General features: G+C 48.9%; 14 protein-coding genes. 9 read left to right on the forward strand and 5 right to left on the reverse strand.

The window, feature by feature from the left end:
* The first annotated feature begins 71 nt into the window (after nt 1-71).
* From sov to CLV60_RS05705, 9 genes are all read left to right on the forward strand, one after another.
* Nucleotides 72-7,280: a T9SS outer membrane translocon Sov/SprA gene (gene sov, locus CLV60_RS05665; protein WP_106594382.1), complete on the forward strand. Its 7,209-nt coding sequence runs from the start codon at nt 72-74 to the stop codon at nt 7,278-7,280.
* A gap of 76 nt (nt 7,281-7,356) precedes the next feature.
* The gene (gene gcvH / locus CLV60_RS05670) at nt 7,357-7,737 is read left to right on the forward strand and encodes a glycine cleavage system protein GcvH (RefSeq protein WP_106594383.1); all 381 of its coding nucleotides are present in this window, start codon (nt 7,357-7,359) and stop codon (nt 7,735-7,737) included.
* Nucleotides 7,738-7,818: 81 nt separating this feature from the next.
* Nucleotides 7,819-9,102, forward strand: coding sequence for a dihydroorotase (locus tag CLV60_RS05675; protein ID WP_106594384.1), 1,284 nt, complete (start codon nt 7,819-7,821; stop codon nt 9,100-9,102).
* The gene (locus CLV60_RS05680; RefSeq protein WP_106594385.1) at nt 9,099-9,662 is read left to right on the forward strand and encodes a DUF4199 domain-containing protein; all 564 of its coding nucleotides are present in this window, start codon (nt 9,099-9,101) and stop codon (nt 9,660-9,662) included. Before CLV60_RS05675 ends, CLV60_RS05680 begins: the two co-directional genes overlap by 4 nt.
* 6 nt (nt 9,663-9,668) lie before the next feature.
* The gene (locus CLV60_RS05685) at nt 9,669-10,184 is read left to right on the forward strand and encodes a DUF4199 domain-containing protein (protein ID WP_106594386.1); all 516 of its coding nucleotides are present in this window, start codon (nt 9,669-9,671) and stop codon (nt 10,182-10,184) included.
* Nucleotides 10,185-10,220: 36 nt separating this feature from the next.
* The gene (gene gldF / locus CLV60_RS05690) at nt 10,221-10,949 is read left to right on the forward strand and encodes a gliding motility-associated ABC transporter permease subunit GldF (RefSeq protein WP_106594387.1); all 729 of its coding nucleotides are present in this window, start codon (nt 10,221-10,223) and stop codon (nt 10,947-10,949) included.
* A 252-nt stretch (nt 10,950-11,201) separates the two neighbouring features.
* Complete coding sequence (locus CLV60_RS05695; protein WP_229210828.1) at nt 11,202-11,747, forward strand: RNA polymerase sigma factor; 546 nt, start codon at nt 11,202-11,204, stop codon at nt 11,745-11,747.
* A complete protein-coding gene (locus CLV60_RS05700; protein WP_106594388.1) occupies nt 11,744-12,655 on the forward strand; it encodes an anti-sigma factor in 912 nt (303 codons plus the stop codon). Before CLV60_RS05695 ends, CLV60_RS05700 begins: the two co-directional genes overlap by 4 nt.
* A 91-nt stretch (nt 12,656-12,746) precedes the next feature.
* Nucleotides 12,747-14,456 (forward strand): FAD-dependent oxidoreductase, encoded by a 1,710-nt coding sequence (locus CLV60_RS05705; protein ID WP_106594389.1) that lies wholly within the window; start codon nt 12,747-12,749, stop codon nt 14,454-14,456.
* 43 nt (nt 14,457-14,499) lie between these two features.
* Here CLV60_RS05705 and CLV60_RS05710 read toward each other — a convergent pair whose 3' ends face one another.
* The 5 genes from CLV60_RS05710 to CLV60_RS05730 all read right to left on the reverse strand — a co-directional run bounded on the left by CLV60_RS05710 (nt 14,500) and on the right by CLV60_RS05730 (nt 17,888).
* Nucleotides 14,500-15,084 (reverse strand): Swt1 family HEPN domain-containing protein, encoded by a 585-nt coding sequence (locus tag CLV60_RS05710; RefSeq protein WP_106594390.1) that lies wholly within the window; start codon nt 15,082-15,084, stop codon nt 14,500-14,502.
* 5 nt (nt 15,085-15,089) lie between these two features.
* Nucleotides 15,090-15,725: a DUF5343 domain-containing protein gene (locus tag CLV60_RS05715; RefSeq protein WP_106594391.1), complete on the reverse strand. Its 636-nt coding sequence runs from the start codon at nt 15,723-15,725 to the stop codon at nt 15,090-15,092.
* A gap of 52 nt (nt 15,726-15,777) precedes the next feature.
* On the reverse strand, nt 15,778-16,707 hold the full coding sequence (locus CLV60_RS05720; RefSeq protein WP_106594392.1) for a putative phage abortive infection protein: 930 nt from the start codon (nt 16,705-16,707) through the stop codon (nt 15,778-15,780).
* Between the two features lie 449 nt (nt 16,708-17,156).
* The gene (locus CLV60_RS34465; RefSeq protein ID WP_211302192.1) at nt 17,157-17,321 is read right to left on the reverse strand and encodes a hypothetical protein; all 165 of its coding nucleotides are present in this window, start codon (nt 17,319-17,321) and stop codon (nt 17,157-17,159) included.
* Nucleotides 17,322-17,471: 150 nt separating this feature from the next.
* Nucleotides 17,472-17,888 carry a helix-turn-helix domain-containing protein gene (locus tag CLV60_RS05730; protein WP_106594393.1) on the reverse strand — a complete coding sequence of 139 codons (417 nt, stop codon included), beginning with the start codon at nt 17,886-17,888 and terminating at the stop codon, nt 17,472-17,474.
* Between the last annotated feature and the right edge of the window lie 39 nt (nt 17,889-17,927).

Raw genomic sequence — 17,927 nt, forward strand, 5'->3', positions numbered from 1 at the left:
ATTTTACAAGTGTAAAATCGTGTTGATGGATTTGTTTGTAAATACAACCTTCTCTAAATAAGTATATTACCTTGTCATCAACGATTTACTCATTTCTTTTTAAGGTATTAAGCATTTCGGCCGGCGCAGCGTTACTCGTAAACGTTTCCGGCGGCAAGGACGAACCATATTCGGAGCAGGCACAGGAATGGGCCCTACTTGCCGACACGCTTAAAGAAGATACCACCAAGAAAAACATCGACAGATCGGGCTCCCAGCTCATCATGCGATGGAAGGATTACTATTCCAACCGGATCACAGAACCGCGGCCGCGTTCGCCATTCTATCTGCGGGAGCCGAGCAATATCTCGACAACCATTACGCTCGACAGTGCAGGGAAAGTTGCGGTGACTGAAAAAATTCAGACTCCGGGTACCGCCGCACCCGGTGGTCCTACGCCAGGCATTGCTATGCCGGGAGGTACATTGAACTATCGCTACCCAGAGCGCATGGATCTCGAAACGTACGACAAGATCCAGGAAGATCGTGCATTCAAAAGCCTCCTGCGCGAGTACGCGGGCAGGCAAGACGGCAACAGCGCCATGGGCGCGCGCGGCCTGCTGCCCAAGCTGGATCTGCCGCCGGGCCTTACCAAATTGCTCGGGGATGATTTCGTGAATTTCAAACCCACCGGTTTCGTGTCGCTGGACCTCGGGTTGATGCACCAGTTCCTCGATAACCCCGCCATTCCGATTCGTCAGCGCAAGAATACCCAGTTTATTTTCAATGAGCAGATCAACATCAACTTTGATGCCAAGCTTGGTGATCAGCTAGGGTTTCAGACCAACTTCGACACCAAAGCCAACTTCAACTTCGAGAATGCGATCAAGCTGAACTATAAGAATCCGGAAGAAAGCTTTATCCGGAAAATTGAGGCGGGTAACATCAACTGGGCCATTAACAGTCAGCTGATCCCGGGTGTTCAGAACCTGTTTGGTTTGAAGACCGAATTCCAGTTCGGACGGTTGAATGCAACATTTGTTGCGTCTCAACAGAAATCCAGTAAAGAACGGATCACATTACGTGGTGGTGCGCAAAGCCGGGATTTCGAGTTACGCGCCGATACTTACGATGAGAACCGTAACTTCTTCCTTTCTCAGTATTTCCGGAATATTTACGAAAGCTCGCTGCAAAACACGCCCACGATTACTTCCGGCGTGACCGTGACACGTCTTGAAGTTTATGTGACCAACCGGACAACCACTACCGAGTCGCTGCGGAACATTGTCGGTTTTGCTGATTTAGGCGAGCCTGCCCCGTACCGTGCCGGTAACCCCAACTTGCAGCCCGTGCGTTCAACGTCGCCGGCGAGCAACGACGCCAACGGACTTTACAAGAAACTATCGGACAACACCGCTTTCCGCCAGGTCGACAATACCAATTCGGCAATTGCTGGTTTAGGCCTTGAAAAAACCATCGATTATGAATTGCTGCGCGGCGCGAAGCGACTGATCCTCGATCGTGATTATACTTTCCACCCGCAGCTGGGTTATATCTCGCTGACGAACGCGCTCCGCAACGACGAAGTCCTTGCGGTTTCTTATGAGTATACCCTGAATGGGCGTGCATTCAAGGTGGGAGAGCTTACCGAGGATTACCAGGCCAGGCAGGACAATGAAGTAATCGCGCTGAAATTGCTGAAATCATCGACAATCCGCAACAACACCAAGTTGCCGATGTGGGATCTGATGATGAAAAACATCTATTCGCTCGGTACCAGCCAGATCGACAAGCAGGGCTTCCAGTTGAGGGTGATTTATAAAGATGACCAGACCGGTATCGACAACCCTAACTTGCAGGAAAGTAGCATTGCAAACATCCCGTTGATCCGCCTCTCCGGCCTCGATCGCCTGAACCCGGTTAATGACTTGCAACCCGACGGTAACTTCGACTTTGTGGACGGTATTACTATGGACAGCAAAACCGGGCGTATCATATTCCCAGTTTTGGAGCCATTTGGTAGCAACCTTTCCAAAAAATTCGGCCCCGGCGAGGACGTTTATCGCAACAAATATGTGTTCAACGAACTGTATCGCACGACGATGATCGACGCGCAGCAGGTTTCGGAGCGCAACAAGTTTTTCATCAAAGGTGCTTACCAATCGAGTGGGGGAGCCGAGGTGCAGCTGCCATTCGGTGTGCTGGAAACTTCGGTAACCGTGACTTCCGGCGGTGTCCCGCTTTCTCCGGGCTCCGATTACATCGTGGAAGCGCAGATCGGTCGTGTGCGGATTTTGAATTCCAGCGTCCTGGCTTCCGGACGCGAGATCGTGATCGAGTACGAGCGCCCGGACATGTTCCAGAACCAGATCAGGACTTTGGTTGGTACACGTCTCGACTATCTGGTTAACCGCAATCTGAGTGTCGGTCTGACGGCCATGAAATACAAAGAGCGTACCGCGGGCTTCCTTTCGAGGGTATCCATCGGGAACGAGCCTGTGAACAATACGATGCTTGGCTTCGATGTGAATTTCCGCAAGGATGCGCCGTTCCTCACCAAGTGGCTGGACGCATTACCGCTGATACAAACGAAGGAAATGTCGTCGATCCAGTTCAAGGGGGAATTTGCCAAATTACTTCCAGGTGTTTCCAAGGATGTGAACAACCGCTCGCTGGTGGACGATTTCGAAGCCGCTCGTACGGTGTACGATTTGGCTCGCCAGCCTCAAAAATGGCGCCTGGCGGCAGTACCTACCAAATTCAGGGATGGATTTACAGGTAAGGATCTGAACTACGGCTACAAACGTGCCAAGATTTCGGCCTATACCGTCGATAATATCTTCGGCGGAGCGCAGGGGCTCGGTGGAGGATATCAGCCACCTACCAACTTCACTGACGACGACAGGAAGTTCTATTACGAGAGGCTCTACCTGCCTAATCAGATCTTCCCGAACCGAGCTATTGCCGGGTTGGTGACGTATCCGCAGCAAGTGCTGGATATTGCCTACTATCCAAGCGAGCGCGGAATGTATAACTATAACACCGATCTCAACTCGGATGGTCGCATGAAAACCCCCAGAAACAATTTCGGGGCATTGAGCCGTGCGATTACTTCCGACAACGATTTTGATAATGCCAACATCGAAAGCATCGAGTTCTGGATGCTCGATCCATTTATCAATGACCCCAAAGGTGCTATCAGGGACGGTTTTGCCAATCAGCCTAATACCACCGGCGGAAAGCTGGTATTTAACCTCGGGGATATTTCGGAAGATGTAATTCCTGATGAGCGCTACAACTTTGAAAATGGGCTGCCGCTTGTACCCAAGCAGGTGGGAGTGAATGTCGACTCGACGGCATGGGGCTATGCTACCAAATCACAGTACCTGATCAATGCATTCAGCAATGAGGATGGTGCGCGCCAGAAGCAGGACGTCGGTCTGGATGGATTAACGAACGAGGAAGAACGTGCTTTCTTCAAGACCTTCATCGACCGTCTTCCCGCAAACCTGACCGCCGAAGCACGGGCCAAAATCCTGGCAGACCCTTCGGGCGACGATTTCCAGTTCTTCCTGGGCGCAGATCTTGACGCTGCCGAAATGAAAGTTCTGGAGCGTTACAAGAATTACATCGGGATGGAGAACAACTCGCCCGAAAGCCAGGGGAGATCAGTGGATGTGACACCGGCATCGACCAACATCCCCGATGGCGAGGATATGAACGTCGACAACACGATCAACGACAATGAATCCTATTACGAATATGAGATAGACCTGAAACCGGGACAGCTTGCTGTGGGTAATGGGTATATTGTTGATAAAACGGTGAATACCGACGACGGCCAGAGCTGGTACCTTTTCCGCGTTCCTATTAAGGAGTTTTCGGGAATGGTAGGAAGCATGAATGGTTTCAAGTCGATCCGCTTCATGCGTATGTATCTGACCGACTTCCAACAGCCGGTGGTACTGCGTTTTGCACAGCTCCAAATGGTAGGTCAGCAATACCGCAAATACACCTACAACCTCGATTCGCCTGGTTTGCAGGAAGTGCCGGAGCCGTATGACGCGAAATTTACGGTCGGTACCGTGAGTATTGAGGAAAATGGCCAGGCCAATGGAGCCACGAATAAGTATGTATACAAAATTCCTCCTACCTGGAAACGGGATCAGGACAACACCCAGCGCCCGCCGTTGTTGCTCAATGAGCAGTCGATGAGCCTTTGTGTGACGGGCCTTCGTGACGGGGACTCACGGGCAGTGTTCAAAAATGTGAACCTCGACTTGCTTTTCCGCAAGCGCCTGCGCATGTACGTACACATGCAGAACGAGCAGGACGAAGACAACATGGTAGGTGCATTTATGAGAATCGGTACCGACCTCACCCAAAACTATTACGAAATTGACCTTTCGGCCCTGAAAGCTACCAGGCCGGGAGACCGCCCCGATTCAGAAGTATGGCCGGAGAGCAACGAGGTCAACATTGCATTGGCGGATCTGATCGATGCCAAGGCGCAACGCAACCGGCAAATCGACAAAAACCTGAGTGTGCCTTTCACAGTGTTTAGCTCCGACAGGAGGTACAAACTGACCGTGGTGGGTAACCCGGATTTGAGCGCCGTGAAAGTGATGATGATCGGTATGCGCAATCCGAAGTCGGTCGATGAGCGCGCGAAGACGTTTTGTATCTGGGTGGATGAAATGCACGTAGAAGGTTTCGACGATACCGGCGGTATGGCGGCCATCGCTCAGCTGAATGCGAAACTGGCCGACTTTGCGACATTAACCGCATCCGGACGGATCGAGACGTTCGGTTTCGGGACCGTGCAGCAGCGCATCGGTGAGCGGACCCGTAATTTCACCTCGGAATATGGGTTTTCTTCCAATATTGCATTGGATAAATTATTGCCCGCCAACTGGGGCTTCCAGATACCGCTATTTGTGAGTTATGACCGGCGAAATGTGAAACCGCATTTCGACCCGCTCGATCCGGATACGCCGTTGAGTACCTCGCTGGATAACCTCCGAACGGACGAAGAACGCGACGGGTACAGGCGAATGGTGGAAGAAAATGCCGTCAAGCGAGGGTTTAACTTCTCGAACGTCCGAAAGATCAAGACCAAACCAGGGGCGAAAAACCATTTCTTTGATTTCGAGAACTTCGCATTCAGTTATGCATTCAGTGATGATAAGCGAAGGAATATCCTGACGCAGGAATACAATCAGCGTGCTTACCGGGCCGGTATTTCGTACATGTATGCCAGCCAGCCGAAGGCTATCGAGCCATTCAAAAAATGGAAAGCGACCGGCCGTTGGGCAGAGTTTATCAAGGAATTCAATGTAACACTCCTACCGAATATGGTGTCGTTGCGTACCGACGTGGATCGCCGCTTCCTGAAAACGCAGCTACGCAATGCGGACCTGACTACCGACGGTATTCAGCCATTGTATGAAAAGTATTTCTGGTTCAACCGCTATTACGATTTCGGCTGGAACCTGACGCGTAACATGACGCTGACCTATGCCGCTACCGCCAACTCGATTATCGACGAGCCGGAGGGGGATATCAACACCGGCGCGAAGAAAGACTCGCTTTGGAGTAATTTCAAAAAGCTGGGGCGTATCAAGAATTTTGACCAGAAAATTGACCTGACATACCGTCTGCCGCTCGACAAAATTCCGGTTCTGGACTGGATGTCGGCAGATTACAAGCATTCCATTGGCTATAATTACCAGGCCAATGCATTGAACCTGAAAGATACGACGGGGCTGCCGTTTGGGGACATTATCCGTAACAGCCGCGAGCGGGGCGTTACCGGGAAAGTGGATTTTGTGTTGCTTTATAACAAGCTGCGCTACCTCAAATTCGCGAACACACCATCTGCTGCGAGAAAGAATTTTGCACGTAGCCCGGGGGATATTGAGGACATCGATATGCGCACGACCGACATTGTGAAGAGCCTTACAAGGGCCTTAATGACCGTTCGCGGTATCAACGTCAGCTATTCGGTTTTGGAAACAACCGCGTTGCCGGGCTATCTGAGAGCGCCTAAATACTTCGGTCTCGATAATGCCAATGCGCCGGGATTAGGCTTCGTATTAGGCCAGCAGGACAGGAATTTCCAAATGAAAGCGGCGGAAAAAGGCTGGATTACCAAAAGCAAGCAGCAGAATATGCCGTTCCAGCAAACCATCGCGAAGAACTTCTCGGCTAATACCACATTGGAGCCGTTCAAGGATTTCAGGCTGATCATCGAGGCGCGGTTGACGCGGCAGGATGCTTACCAGGAATTCTACCGGCCCGATTCATCCGGGAATTTTGCATCGCAAAGCCCGCTGCGGAATGGTCAGTTCAGCATGTCGTTCATGTCGTTCAGGACGGCATTTGCCAAAATGCGGAGAGACAACTCTTCGCCGGTGTTCGATAAGTTCCGTGCTTACCGGGCTATCCTGCGCGACCGTCTGAATGCGGAGAACAACAGCGGCGGCGAATACAACGAAACATCACAAGACGTATTGATTTCGGCATTCTTCGCGGCCTATACCGGTAAGGACCCGAAAACGGTGCGCACGAACCCGTTCCTGAAATTCCCGATGCCTAACTGGGATTTGAGCTATACCGGCCTTTCGTCGATCCCGGCGTTCAAGCGGTTGTTCAGCTCGTTTACGTTGCGGCATAAGTATATGTCCAATTACAGTGTCGGTAACTTCACGTCGTCGCTCGACTATGAGGCGCTTTATGTGAACCTGGCCGTGACGGGTTATCCGCTGTCGTCGAGGCTGAATGACCTTGGACAGTACATTCCGGTGTTTGCGATGAGCACCATTACGCTTTCGGAGAAATTCCAGCCGCTCGTGGGCGTGGAGATGCGCACACAGAGCCGGGTAACCGCGCGCGTGGAATACAACCGCGACCGCACCATCGCATTGAACCTCTCGAACTCGCAGGTGGCTGAGCTCTTCAACCAGGACATTACGGTTAACATTGGCTTTACCAAAAACAATGTGCCGCTGCCGTTCAAGATCAATGGCGTGAAGAAGAAGCTGAAAAACGATATGACAATGCAGCTAGCGATGACGTTCCGTGATACCCGCTCGATCCAGCGGAAGTTCGACGGCGAGAATATCCCGATCGCCGGAAACATCAACTTCCAGCTGCGTCCGACGGTAAATTACATGGTCAACAACCGTTTAAGCGTACAATTCTATTTCGATCGCACGTTCAACGACCCGCTGGTTTCCAACTCATTCTACCGCGCCAGTACGGCCGGTGGCGTGCAGCTGAAGTTCAATTTGGCTGAATAACATTTTGATTTGGAAAATACAGCTTACATCATGTAATTTGCGCTCCAAAGATGTTCACTACTTACCTGATTTTATCATGAATTTTCCATCAGAACTGAAATACACAGAAGATCACGAATGGATTCGTATTGAAGGGGATACGGCAACTATTGGCATTACCGAACATGCCCAGAATGAATTAGGTGACATTGTGTATGTGGACATTAACACCGTAGGAGAAGCGTTGGGCAAAGGGGATGTTTTTGGTTCGGTTGAAGCTGTGAAAACGGTATCCGACCTTTTTATCCCGGTTGCAGGTACGGTGCTTGAAGTAAACCCCGACCTCGACGGCGAGCCTGAACTTGTAAACTCTGATCCTTACGGCAGCGGATGGATGGTGAAAATCAGTCTGGCGAATCCCGGCGATGAAGACGGGCTGCTTTCCGCAGAGCAGTATAAAGAATTTATAGGTGCCTGATATTAGGTTTGAAGCTCCATTCGGAGCTTTTTTTTTGAAACCGGTTCGATGTTGCATTCCGGTGTTTAGTTTGAAATAAATATGAAATTGTTAGTTAGCTCGGTTCGGGTAATTGATAAGCAATCTCCCTTCAATGGTCAGGTGAAAGACATCCTGATCGAGGACGGGAAGATTAAACAAATTGGTGACAACCTTGGTGCAGGCAATGCGCAGGTGGTGGACGGCACCGGCCTTTGCGTATCCGCAGGCTGGGTCGATATGCGCGTGCAAGGGCGCGACCCCGGTTTCGAGCATAAGGAAGATTTGCATTCGGTGCGCGAAGCTGCGGCACATGGCGGGTTTACGGAAGTTGTATTGCTGCCGAATACGCAGCCGGTGGTCGATACGAAGGACACGCTCAATTACATTCGGCACAGCAGCTTCGGCGGACTGGTAACGCTGCACCCTGCGGCGGCAGTAACGAAGAAAGCCGACGGCGTCGATTTTACCGAAATGATGGATTTGCACAAGGCAGGGGCCATTGCATTTACAGACGGTGAAAGCCCGGTCCAGAATGCGGATTTGCTCCTGAAAACCATCCTGTACCTGCGTCCGTTGAATGCATTGCTCATCAACCGTCCGGAGGATCGCGAGCTCACGCTTTACGGGCAGATGCACGAGGGCGTGACGAGTACGCTCGTAGGCATGAAAGGAATGCCGGCACTGGCAGAAGAGATGATGCTTATCCGCGACCTGAAACTGCTCGAATACGCATTAGAGAAAAATACTTATGACACCACTGCTCCGGTACTGCATGTGTCGCTGCTGTCGACCGTGCGTGGTGTAGAACTGATCCGTGAAGCGAAGGCAAAAGGATTACCCGTTTCGGTAGATATCGCAGCGCACCAGTTGGCATTTGAAGATAAGGACCTCATTGGGTTTGATACCAACCTGAAAGTGAACCCGCCATTCCGCTCGCCGGAAGACAACGCGGCATTGCGCCAGGGTTTGGCGGACGGTACCATCGACGCCATCGTGTCAGACCATAACCCGCACGACGAGGAAAGCAAGAACCTAGAATTCGATCATGCCGATTTTGGTATTACCGCTTTGGAAACGGCATTTGCATTGTCCGTAATGCATAGCGGCCTGGTGGTGGACGATATCGTAGAAAAACTGACCGCACAGCCGCGTCGTATTCTGCGCCTGCCGGAGGTGAACGTAGCGGAAGGCGCTGCGGCCAATCTCACCTTCTTCGATCCGAATGCGGAGTGGCTATTCGGCAGAAGTTACTCCAAATCCAAGAATACACCGTTCCTGGGACAGACTTTGAGAGGGAAAGTAAGAGGGGTGATCAACAACGGTAAACAGGAGTGGTTCCAATGAATTCGATTATAGCCTATTTTAATAAACCTATTTTAAAACTGTCGCTCCTGTTCGGGCTGGCGCTGGGCATATTGGTCTTTGCGTTTTTCCTGGGCTTGTACGCGATGGGCATTGTGCCGCTGGGGAATAACAAAGTGATGGATATCGGTATCCATATTATCCTCATTGCGGGCGCTTGCTGGTACTACCGTAAGAAAGTCGGAAACGGCTTTTTGCATTTGTGGGAAGCATTAACCATCGGTTACGTTGTAAATACCGTTGGTGCATTGATCGCCGGCTGGCTGATCTATTTTTTTGTAACTTACGTTGACCCTGCTGTTTTTACCGCATATATTGCCCAGATGAAGGACCTGATGCTGCAAGGCAAAGCCGAGCTCGTCAAGAATATCGGGGAGGCCGAGTTTCAGAAGATGTACAATGGTGTGGGAGATATGGCTACCTCGGAAATCATCACCGATGAAGTAGGAAAGAAAACAGTCATGGCGATTATCCCGATCCTGGTGATTTCATTGATTTTGAGAAAACAGGATTACAGCATCATGCAAAACAACAAATCTTAAACCTTCATGGAAGAAAAAACCTCTACCGCTCGCGTTGCCCTGAAATATGGCCTGTTAGCCGCCGTTGTGACGATGGTGTATTCGACGGTCCTGTATGTGGCCGGACTCGGGTCGAACAGATTACTGGCGTCCGTAACGTACGCTTTCATGATCATCGCGATCGTTTTGGCGATGAAGGATTTTCGCGAGAAGAATGGAGGTTTTATCAGCTATGGCGAAGGGCTGGGATTGGGTTCGCTTACTTCCGGAGTGCTGGGCCTGCTGAGTTCGGCATTTACGATTTTCTATATCCAGTTTATCGACTCGAATATGCTCACGCAGAGCCTCGACCAGATGCGCGAAGAGCTGGAAGGAAAGGGAATGGACGACGCGCAGATCGAACAGGCGCTGGAAATGTCCCAGAAATTCATGTCGCCCGGTATCATGTTCGTGACGGTCATTTTCGGATACCTGATCATGGGCTTCATTTTCTCGCTGATCATCGCCGCCATCATGCGGAAGGAAAAGCCGGTTTTCGAGTAACCGATTCCTGAAAAGACTCTTTAAAATTCCCGAATAGTGTTAGCAATCTTCCGAAAAGAGGTAGCCAGTTTTTTCAACTCATTGATCGCCTACATCGTGATGGCGGTCTTCCTGACGGCCATCGGCCTGATAGTATGGGTTTTCCCGGATTCCAATATCCTGGATTATGGTTATGCCGACCTCGGCTCGTTTTTCGGTCTGGCGCCTTATGTGCTGATATTCCTCATTCCGGCTATTACCATGCGTTCGCTGGCCGAGGAATCGCGCAATGGCACACTCGAATTGCTCCTGACCAAGCCTATTCGTAATATCGATCTGGTTCTCGGGAAGTTCTTTGCGAACTGGGTGCTGGTAGTGCTCACCTTACTGCCGACGCTCATTTACTATTACAGTGTTTACAAACTAGGCAACCCTGTCGGCGACGTCGATTCCGCTGCGGTGGCCGGATCGTACCTCGGCCTGCTGCTGCTTAGCGGCGTGCTGGTAGCGATGGGGATCTGGGCTTCTTCGTTGAACGATAATCAGATCGTCGCATTCATCCTCGGCGTCTTCCTCGCATTCATCTGGTATGTGGGTTTCGGGGCCGTTTCGGGCATGTTCGGCGATGGTTTCGCGGCTAATCTCCTTTCCGGTATAGCCCTGGACGTTCAGTACCAGGCGTTGGGGAAAGGGCTCATCGATTCGCGCAATGTGATCTACCTCCTCAGCCTGATTATGTTCTTTATCTTCCTCACACTCTGGCGTGTAGAAAGCCTCCGCAAGTGAGGCACGTATTTTGTATAAGTAGCTGGGCTGTCGATCCATCGGGGAGTGCTGTTCGTATATTTCGTATATGAAGAAAAGCACACTACGATGGTGAACTTAGACAGACAACCGCGAATGCAGGCAATCTACCCCTCTTTGGTAATTTCCTACTTGAATGGCGCTGAGGCAATAATTTGGTATGGCCCGTCCAGGCGTGTAGGAAAATTTACTAGATTGCCAGTAAGTAATTTACAATTAAATGTTAAGCGACTCTTGGCGACCAGCAAGGTAAAATACTCGGAAGAGGAATTGGTGTCAGCTCTTAAAAGAAACGAGCGAAGCGCCTTCGAATTCCTGTACGATCATTACTCAGGAGCTTTGTTTAATATCATTTCAAAAACGTTGAAGGATGAGGAGAAAGCCGCGGATGTATTGCAGGAATGCTTTCTGAAGATATGGAAGAATATCGCTTCCTATGACCCCGAGAAAGGACGATTGTTTACATGGATTATGAATATCGCGCGCAATGGTGCGATAGACGCAGTCAGGGCGGAGGGCCGGAAGCCGGCAATGGATGATATTGAAAACACGGTGGTCCTGAATGAGAAGGATACGTACGAAGATTCACAAACAATCAGTTCGGACATGAAGGCGATCGTCGACATGCTCCGGCCCGAGCGGAAGATACTCATCGATATGGCCTATTTCCAGGGTTACACGCATGAGGAGATTTCCGAAGAACTGAGCATACCGTTGGGCACCGTGAAATCGCGGATCCGCACCGCTTTACAAGAGTTAAAACATTACTTTGCAGTATGAATATCCAAGCCTATATAGAGTCCGGTATATTGGAGGAATATGTATTGGGCACTGTTACTCCCCAGGAGAAACAGGAGGTGGAGTGTATGTCGCATATTTACCCTGAAATCAAGGAAGAGCTGTTGCGTACCGAAAGTGCATTGGAAGAATATGCACTGAAACACCAGGCAACACCTCCGCCCGCTTTGAAAGAGTCGATTTTTGCGCAAATGAATTTCGAAACGCCGGCCGAGGAGGAATCCCGGGCCGCGGATATAGCCGAAGACAAAACCGTTGCGTTATCGGACGCCGCCACAGGCGCGCAGGCAACGCCGGTTACGCCCGCACAACCGGAGGCACGCGTGATCGACCATGCATTCGACCGCGTCGAAACACAGGTAGTAACGCCTGGCTGGGCAAAACTGGCCGTGGCAGCCGCGGTATTACTCGCCCTTTTTGCGGGGTGGTCGGCCATGCAGATGACCGACATGAAAAATGCCAGCAACGCGGCGGTAGCGAAAGTGGAAAGTATGCAGGCCGATATGGCGGCAATGAAAGCGCAGACTGAATACAACGAGGCCGTGGCCGCATTGTTCCGCAACCCGACCTACAAACACGTGCATTTAGCAGGATTGCAGAAGTCGCCCGAAAGCGCCGTTTCCGCATTCTGGAACACGCAGACCAACGAAGTGCTGATCGACGTGCAAAACCTGCCCGCCGCGCCCCAGGGTAAGCAATACCAGCTTTGGAGCATCGTGGATGGTAAGCCTGTCGACATTGGTATGCTCGACAATGCATTCACAGGCAAAGTCCTTAAAATGAAAAACACCAAAGCCGGTTCCGCCGCATTTGCCATTACCCTGGAAAAAGAAGGCGGCAACCCAACCCCAACGATGGAGGAAATGTATGTGATGGGGAAAGTGGTATAGTTAATACTATTGTCATGCTGAGCGGAGTCGAAGCATCTTGCAAGATGCTTCGACTCCGCTCAGCATGACATCACACAAGAAACCAATTTATATGAAGCGTAGCAGTTTTTTAAAAAGCATCGCACTCGGCGGTGCATTAGTTACCAATATCGACAAAGGTCCGGCAGCACAGTCCGGACCTTTGTCGCAAGAAAATAAGCCCAAAGCCACATTGTCCGCCGACCTCGTGATCGCGGGCGGCGGCCTGGGCGGATGCGCGGCCGCATTGGCCGCATTGCGCAATGGTCTGTCCGTAATCCTCACCGAAGAAACCGACTGGATTGGCGGGCAAATTTCGCAGCAGGGCGTCCCGCCCGACGAGCATCCGTGGATCGAAACGCATGGCGCCACGAAGGCTTACCGCGATTTCCGCACCGCCGTACGCGAGTATTACCAGAAAAACTACCCGCTCACCGCCGAGGCCAAAAGCCGCAAAAACCTCAACCCCGGCGACGGGTCCGTATCCAAGCTCTGCCACGAACCGCGTGTAGCCGTAGCCGTGCTCACCGACATGCTGAACCCGTACCTCAGCACCGGCAAGCTGACATTGCTTTTGGAACACAAAATTGTATCTGCGGACGTAAAAGGCAACAAAGTACAATCGCTCACCGCCCTCAATCGCCGCAGCAAAACCCAGGTAACCCTCGCCGCGCCCTATTTTGCGGATGCTACCGAACTCGGTGACCTGCTGCCCATGACCGGCACCGAGTTCGTCACCGGCGCCGAATCCAAGGCCGAAACCGGCGAATTCCATGCCCCCGAAAAAGCCGACCCGAACAACGTGCAGGCATTTACCGTCTGCTTCGCTATCGACTACCGCCCGGGCGAAAACCACGTGATCGAAAAGCCGCGCGAATACGATTTCTGGAAGAACTACGTGCCCAAAATGGCCAAACCCTGGTCGGGCAGGCTGCTGGACCTCTCATATTCCAACCCCAAAACGCTCGAACCGAAGCAGCTCGGCTTCCACCCGGAAGGCATCCCGACCGGCAATAACCTCAACCTCTGGCTCTACCGCCGCATTATCAACAAGGCCAACTTCGCCCCCGGCACCTACGCCGGCGACATTACCATCGTCAACTGGCCGCAAAACGACTACACCCTCGGCAACCTCATCGGCGCCAGCGAAAAGGACTTTGACAAGCATTTCGAACGCGGCAAGCAGCTCAGCCTCTCGCTCCTGTACTGGCTCCAAACCGAGGCCCCACGCCCCGACGGCGGCAAAGGCTGGCCTGGCATCCGCCTCCGCAAAGACGTCATGGGCACCGAAGACGGCCTCGCCAAATACCCCTACGTCCGCGAATCGCGGCGCATTAAGGCACTATTTACCATCAAGGAGGAACACGTAGGCGCTGAGCAGCGGGCTGCTGTCACCGGGCAATCTGCGGGCGTGAAGGCTGCTGCTTTTGAGGATAGCGTTGGGATTGGCTACTACCATATTGACTTGCATCCCAGCACCGGCGGGGATAATTACATTGATTTCGGGTCGTTGCCGTTTCAGATTCCTTTGGGCGCGCTGCTGCCGGTGCGGATGGAGAATATTTTGCCTGCTAATAAGAATATTGGCACTACGCATATTACGAATGGGTGTTACCGGCTGCATCCGGTGGAGTGGAGTATTGGGGAGGCTGTGGGGTTGTTGGTGGGGTATGCTTCTTCGAAGAATGTGCTTCCGAGGGGTGTTAGGGAGGATAAGGGGTTGTTGGCGGGGTTTCAGGAGTTTGTGAAAGGGGAGGGGGTTGAGACGGAGTGGAAGGGATGAACAGTATCGTTTCTGAATACTACGTACATAATGAATATGAAAGTCATCCAACCTGATTTACCCAATCTCGAATGAACATTCCTATCCGTTCTATATCTTGGTTAACTAGCTCTCCGCTGTGCATGATAACGTTTCGCGAACGTTCGAGGGTCTTAATTATTTGATCGGCCCATTCAACAGAATGAATGTGCGGCTCGAAGAACTGCCAATTATCAACATTTCGGATGATGGATAGCAGATCCCCAAATTCAGTATAGTTAATAATACTATCGCCTCTGGGTGTGTGCCATCGAATCTTATTTTCTTCCTCTCTTCTAGATTCTGCTCTTGACCTGATCTTCTCCGAAACGCATTCTAACCACCAATTTTCACCTTTATTTTCGAGGAGCTTTTTTGATACAAATTGCCTTACCATGTTCTCAAATGCGCATATGGCTGTATAAACTATTGCCATTTTTTGCGCTTTCAGAACGAGTTCTTGATCAAGTTCCTCAATTCCTAATGTGTCGTAAATTTTCTTAAATTCTTCGTTGTTGAATCTTGACTTTTTGAGCCTTCCTGTCTTATCTAAGGCTTCTTCTGTCAATATTCCTTTGAAAACGAAAGAGTACAATGGATCTCTATTCATTGGATTTATAGTAAATGCTCTTTTAGGCTTTTGAATATTGCATCATATACCGTGATGTCTCTTGTCTCTGGTAAGTGGATCTGTATATTATAATGCATTTCAGTATTAATATTTTTGCTTATGAGTTCCCTAGTTAACGGTGGAGAATTTTTTTCAAAATGAATCTCTTCTACTCTTGGATCTTCTTTGCTCACATTTATCAAGTTGTTATCAATCCTTGTGAAATCTGCATATTTACAGAGAGCAGTAAAAGTGTTCGCCATCCAGCTAATTACTTTTTCGGACTTAGATCCCTGAGTGAGAGTCTTCATTTTATTCTTAACCTCGTTCGCCGTCATTTCATTCGCTTTTTTATTAACTGCGAAAAGATCATCATAAGCAGTTCTAATTGCTTCTGCCAACACTTGTCGCGACTGTGTCTGATCCAAAAATTGAAAATATCTTTCTTGGGGTGCTCCATTGCTATCAATGAAGTTGAGGAGCTTTAAAACACCTATAAGCAATCGATCATTCGTGCTCTTAAATTCGAGTTGTTCTAAAAATTTAATCGTGAACTTAGATGGAGCCTTTGCATTCAAAAGAGAATTGAAAAACACGTCTAAGTTTTTCGTAGTTAGCAAATACTGCTCTGGTAAAGCCATGAATCTATTGGTTTAAATTAGAACTATTGTCAATCTATAAAAAGTTTGATAGTTAGTTGTCATTTTCAAACATTTTCCCTTTCCTGAACTTTGTCTCTTTGTTGCGTAAGATGTTTATATTGCTATTAATAAATGCGTCTATGAATAGATCATTAAACCATAAATTGCGGATCATGCAATACTCAGTAAATAATGAATTTTTACTATTTTCCCATTCCGATCCAAACTCACTCAGCCAATTATAATACAGAAGTATTTGCTCATGAACAGATAATTGTGCTCGCAGCATTCGGAAGTATTTCATTTTTTCTTCGTATTCTGAAATAATTTCAGTTGTAGCGATAGTTTTTGCGGTCAAGTATAGATGTCTAAAATAATGGCTAAGCCTGGACGCATGTCCAGAAAATGGTTTATAATTAAAATACAGAGATGTGTCATCGGAATATATTTTTCTATCTTTATTGCTTTTTATTATTTCTAAATCAGGCTCTTCATGCTTTTTTCTCGCATTTGATAGTAATTCTATAAGTTTAGTCTCGTTCGGGTAGTTTCGCTTGAATTGATCAAGACCGAAAAAAAATATGTTATAGCATACCTTGAATCCCTCTTTATCTATATTTCTTACGTCCTTATAGATTCTTAGTATACAATGGAACTCGGTTTTCATCACGACAAATAATTTTCTGCCTCTTGTCGCTGCATTGTATCTTTCAAGTCCTTCTTTCTTTTCCCAATAGTTATACCCGGTAATAATCATTTCATTAATATTTTCTCGGTGAAGACGGAGTAGTTCGTAAAATTGTGAGTCAAATTGTTGTAGACGATATTGAGAACTCTGACTGTTTATTTGTTCTTGAAGCTGCTTGTTATTTAGCTCCTGCTCTTTGTAGAATAATTCTCTTTGCTGAGCATTGGCTTTGTACTGAATGTAGAAGGCTAACCCCGTTACAATTACTCCTGAAATTGCGATGAACGGATTCATAATCCCTCCAAGAGTGTCTCCAATTTGTCCTGTGTCGCTAAAATCAAAATCTGAGGTGATAGCTGGCCCGGTTAAGACTACGGGTGCGATAAATGCTATTATTATTGAAGAAGCGCAAGCCCTAGTAGGATAAACATTACAGATTTAGATTGTTTAGATCTATCGTCCGTGAATTTGTTCAATGAAAGATTGTTAAGTTGATCAACTAATTGAAAATGTTGATAAAGTAGATACGATGATGCTGCAAGTAAAGCGAGCAGAATCAAGGAGACTATTAATACGTAAAATGTCATAATTGAATCAAAGGAGCTTGAAGGTTTACGGTTATGGCTTATTTTTAGTTAAAGTACAAAAAATAATGCTCATAATTCAATTGCATACATATTTTCCCGGTGGAGGTAGTTCAATTGACTATGAAAGATGAAAGTTACATGGATGCACGGCGGGGCTTAGATTTCAGTCGAGTATACAAGTTGCTTCTTGCATCCAATATTTTTCTTCAAATGTGGATTTCGGATGCCCCTTTCTTCCAACAGGTCAAACTGCCGCCCAAGCAAGTCCTGCAAAGCAAATTTGAGGTCAAAATAATGATCTGCGTAGTCTTCAACTTCCATATCAAGGAAGTCGACTATTAAATGGATGTCGCTTTCATCGGTGAAGTTTTGCGGTCAGAATAGACCCAAATGCATATAGTGCCCTTACTTTGTAGGTACTACAAAGCGTTTCGATGTCGGCTTGATACTTTCGCAGCCATTTCACATAATTTACCTATTCCCTATCAACTTCTCCAACCGCTCCATCATCTCATCCTTCTCCTTCAACATCCGCTCGTACAAAGCAATCTTCTCCTCATGAAGCTGCATGAGTTTATCGATAGGATGGAAGGTCGGGTTGTTGTTAAAAACGGCTGCATTGTCGTTGAAGGTGCTTGAAATCACATTCACCGCCTTTTCCTCATCAAAATTCCGAATCGCTTCCACCGGTATTTTCAGTATCGCTGCTACTTGTTCTAAAATGTCGGAATCGATTTTTTCGCGCTGTTCGAGCGTGGAGATTCTTTGCTGGTTCCAATCGCTGCCGAGCTCGAAGGCGAGCATGTCCTGTTTGATTCCGAGCATTTCGCGGAACCGTTTCACGTTGCGGCCTTCGTGGATCTTCGGGTTGGAGGTAGTATGTGTCATACCGGGGCTATTTCGTTGAAAAGGCAATTTATATAAATC

It is taken from the genome of Dyadobacter jiangsuensis (genome assembly GCF_003014695.1).
In the GTDB taxonomy this organism is placed as follows: Bacteria; Bacteroidota; Bacteroidia; order Cytophagales; family Spirosomataceae; genus Dyadobacter; species Dyadobacter jiangsuensis.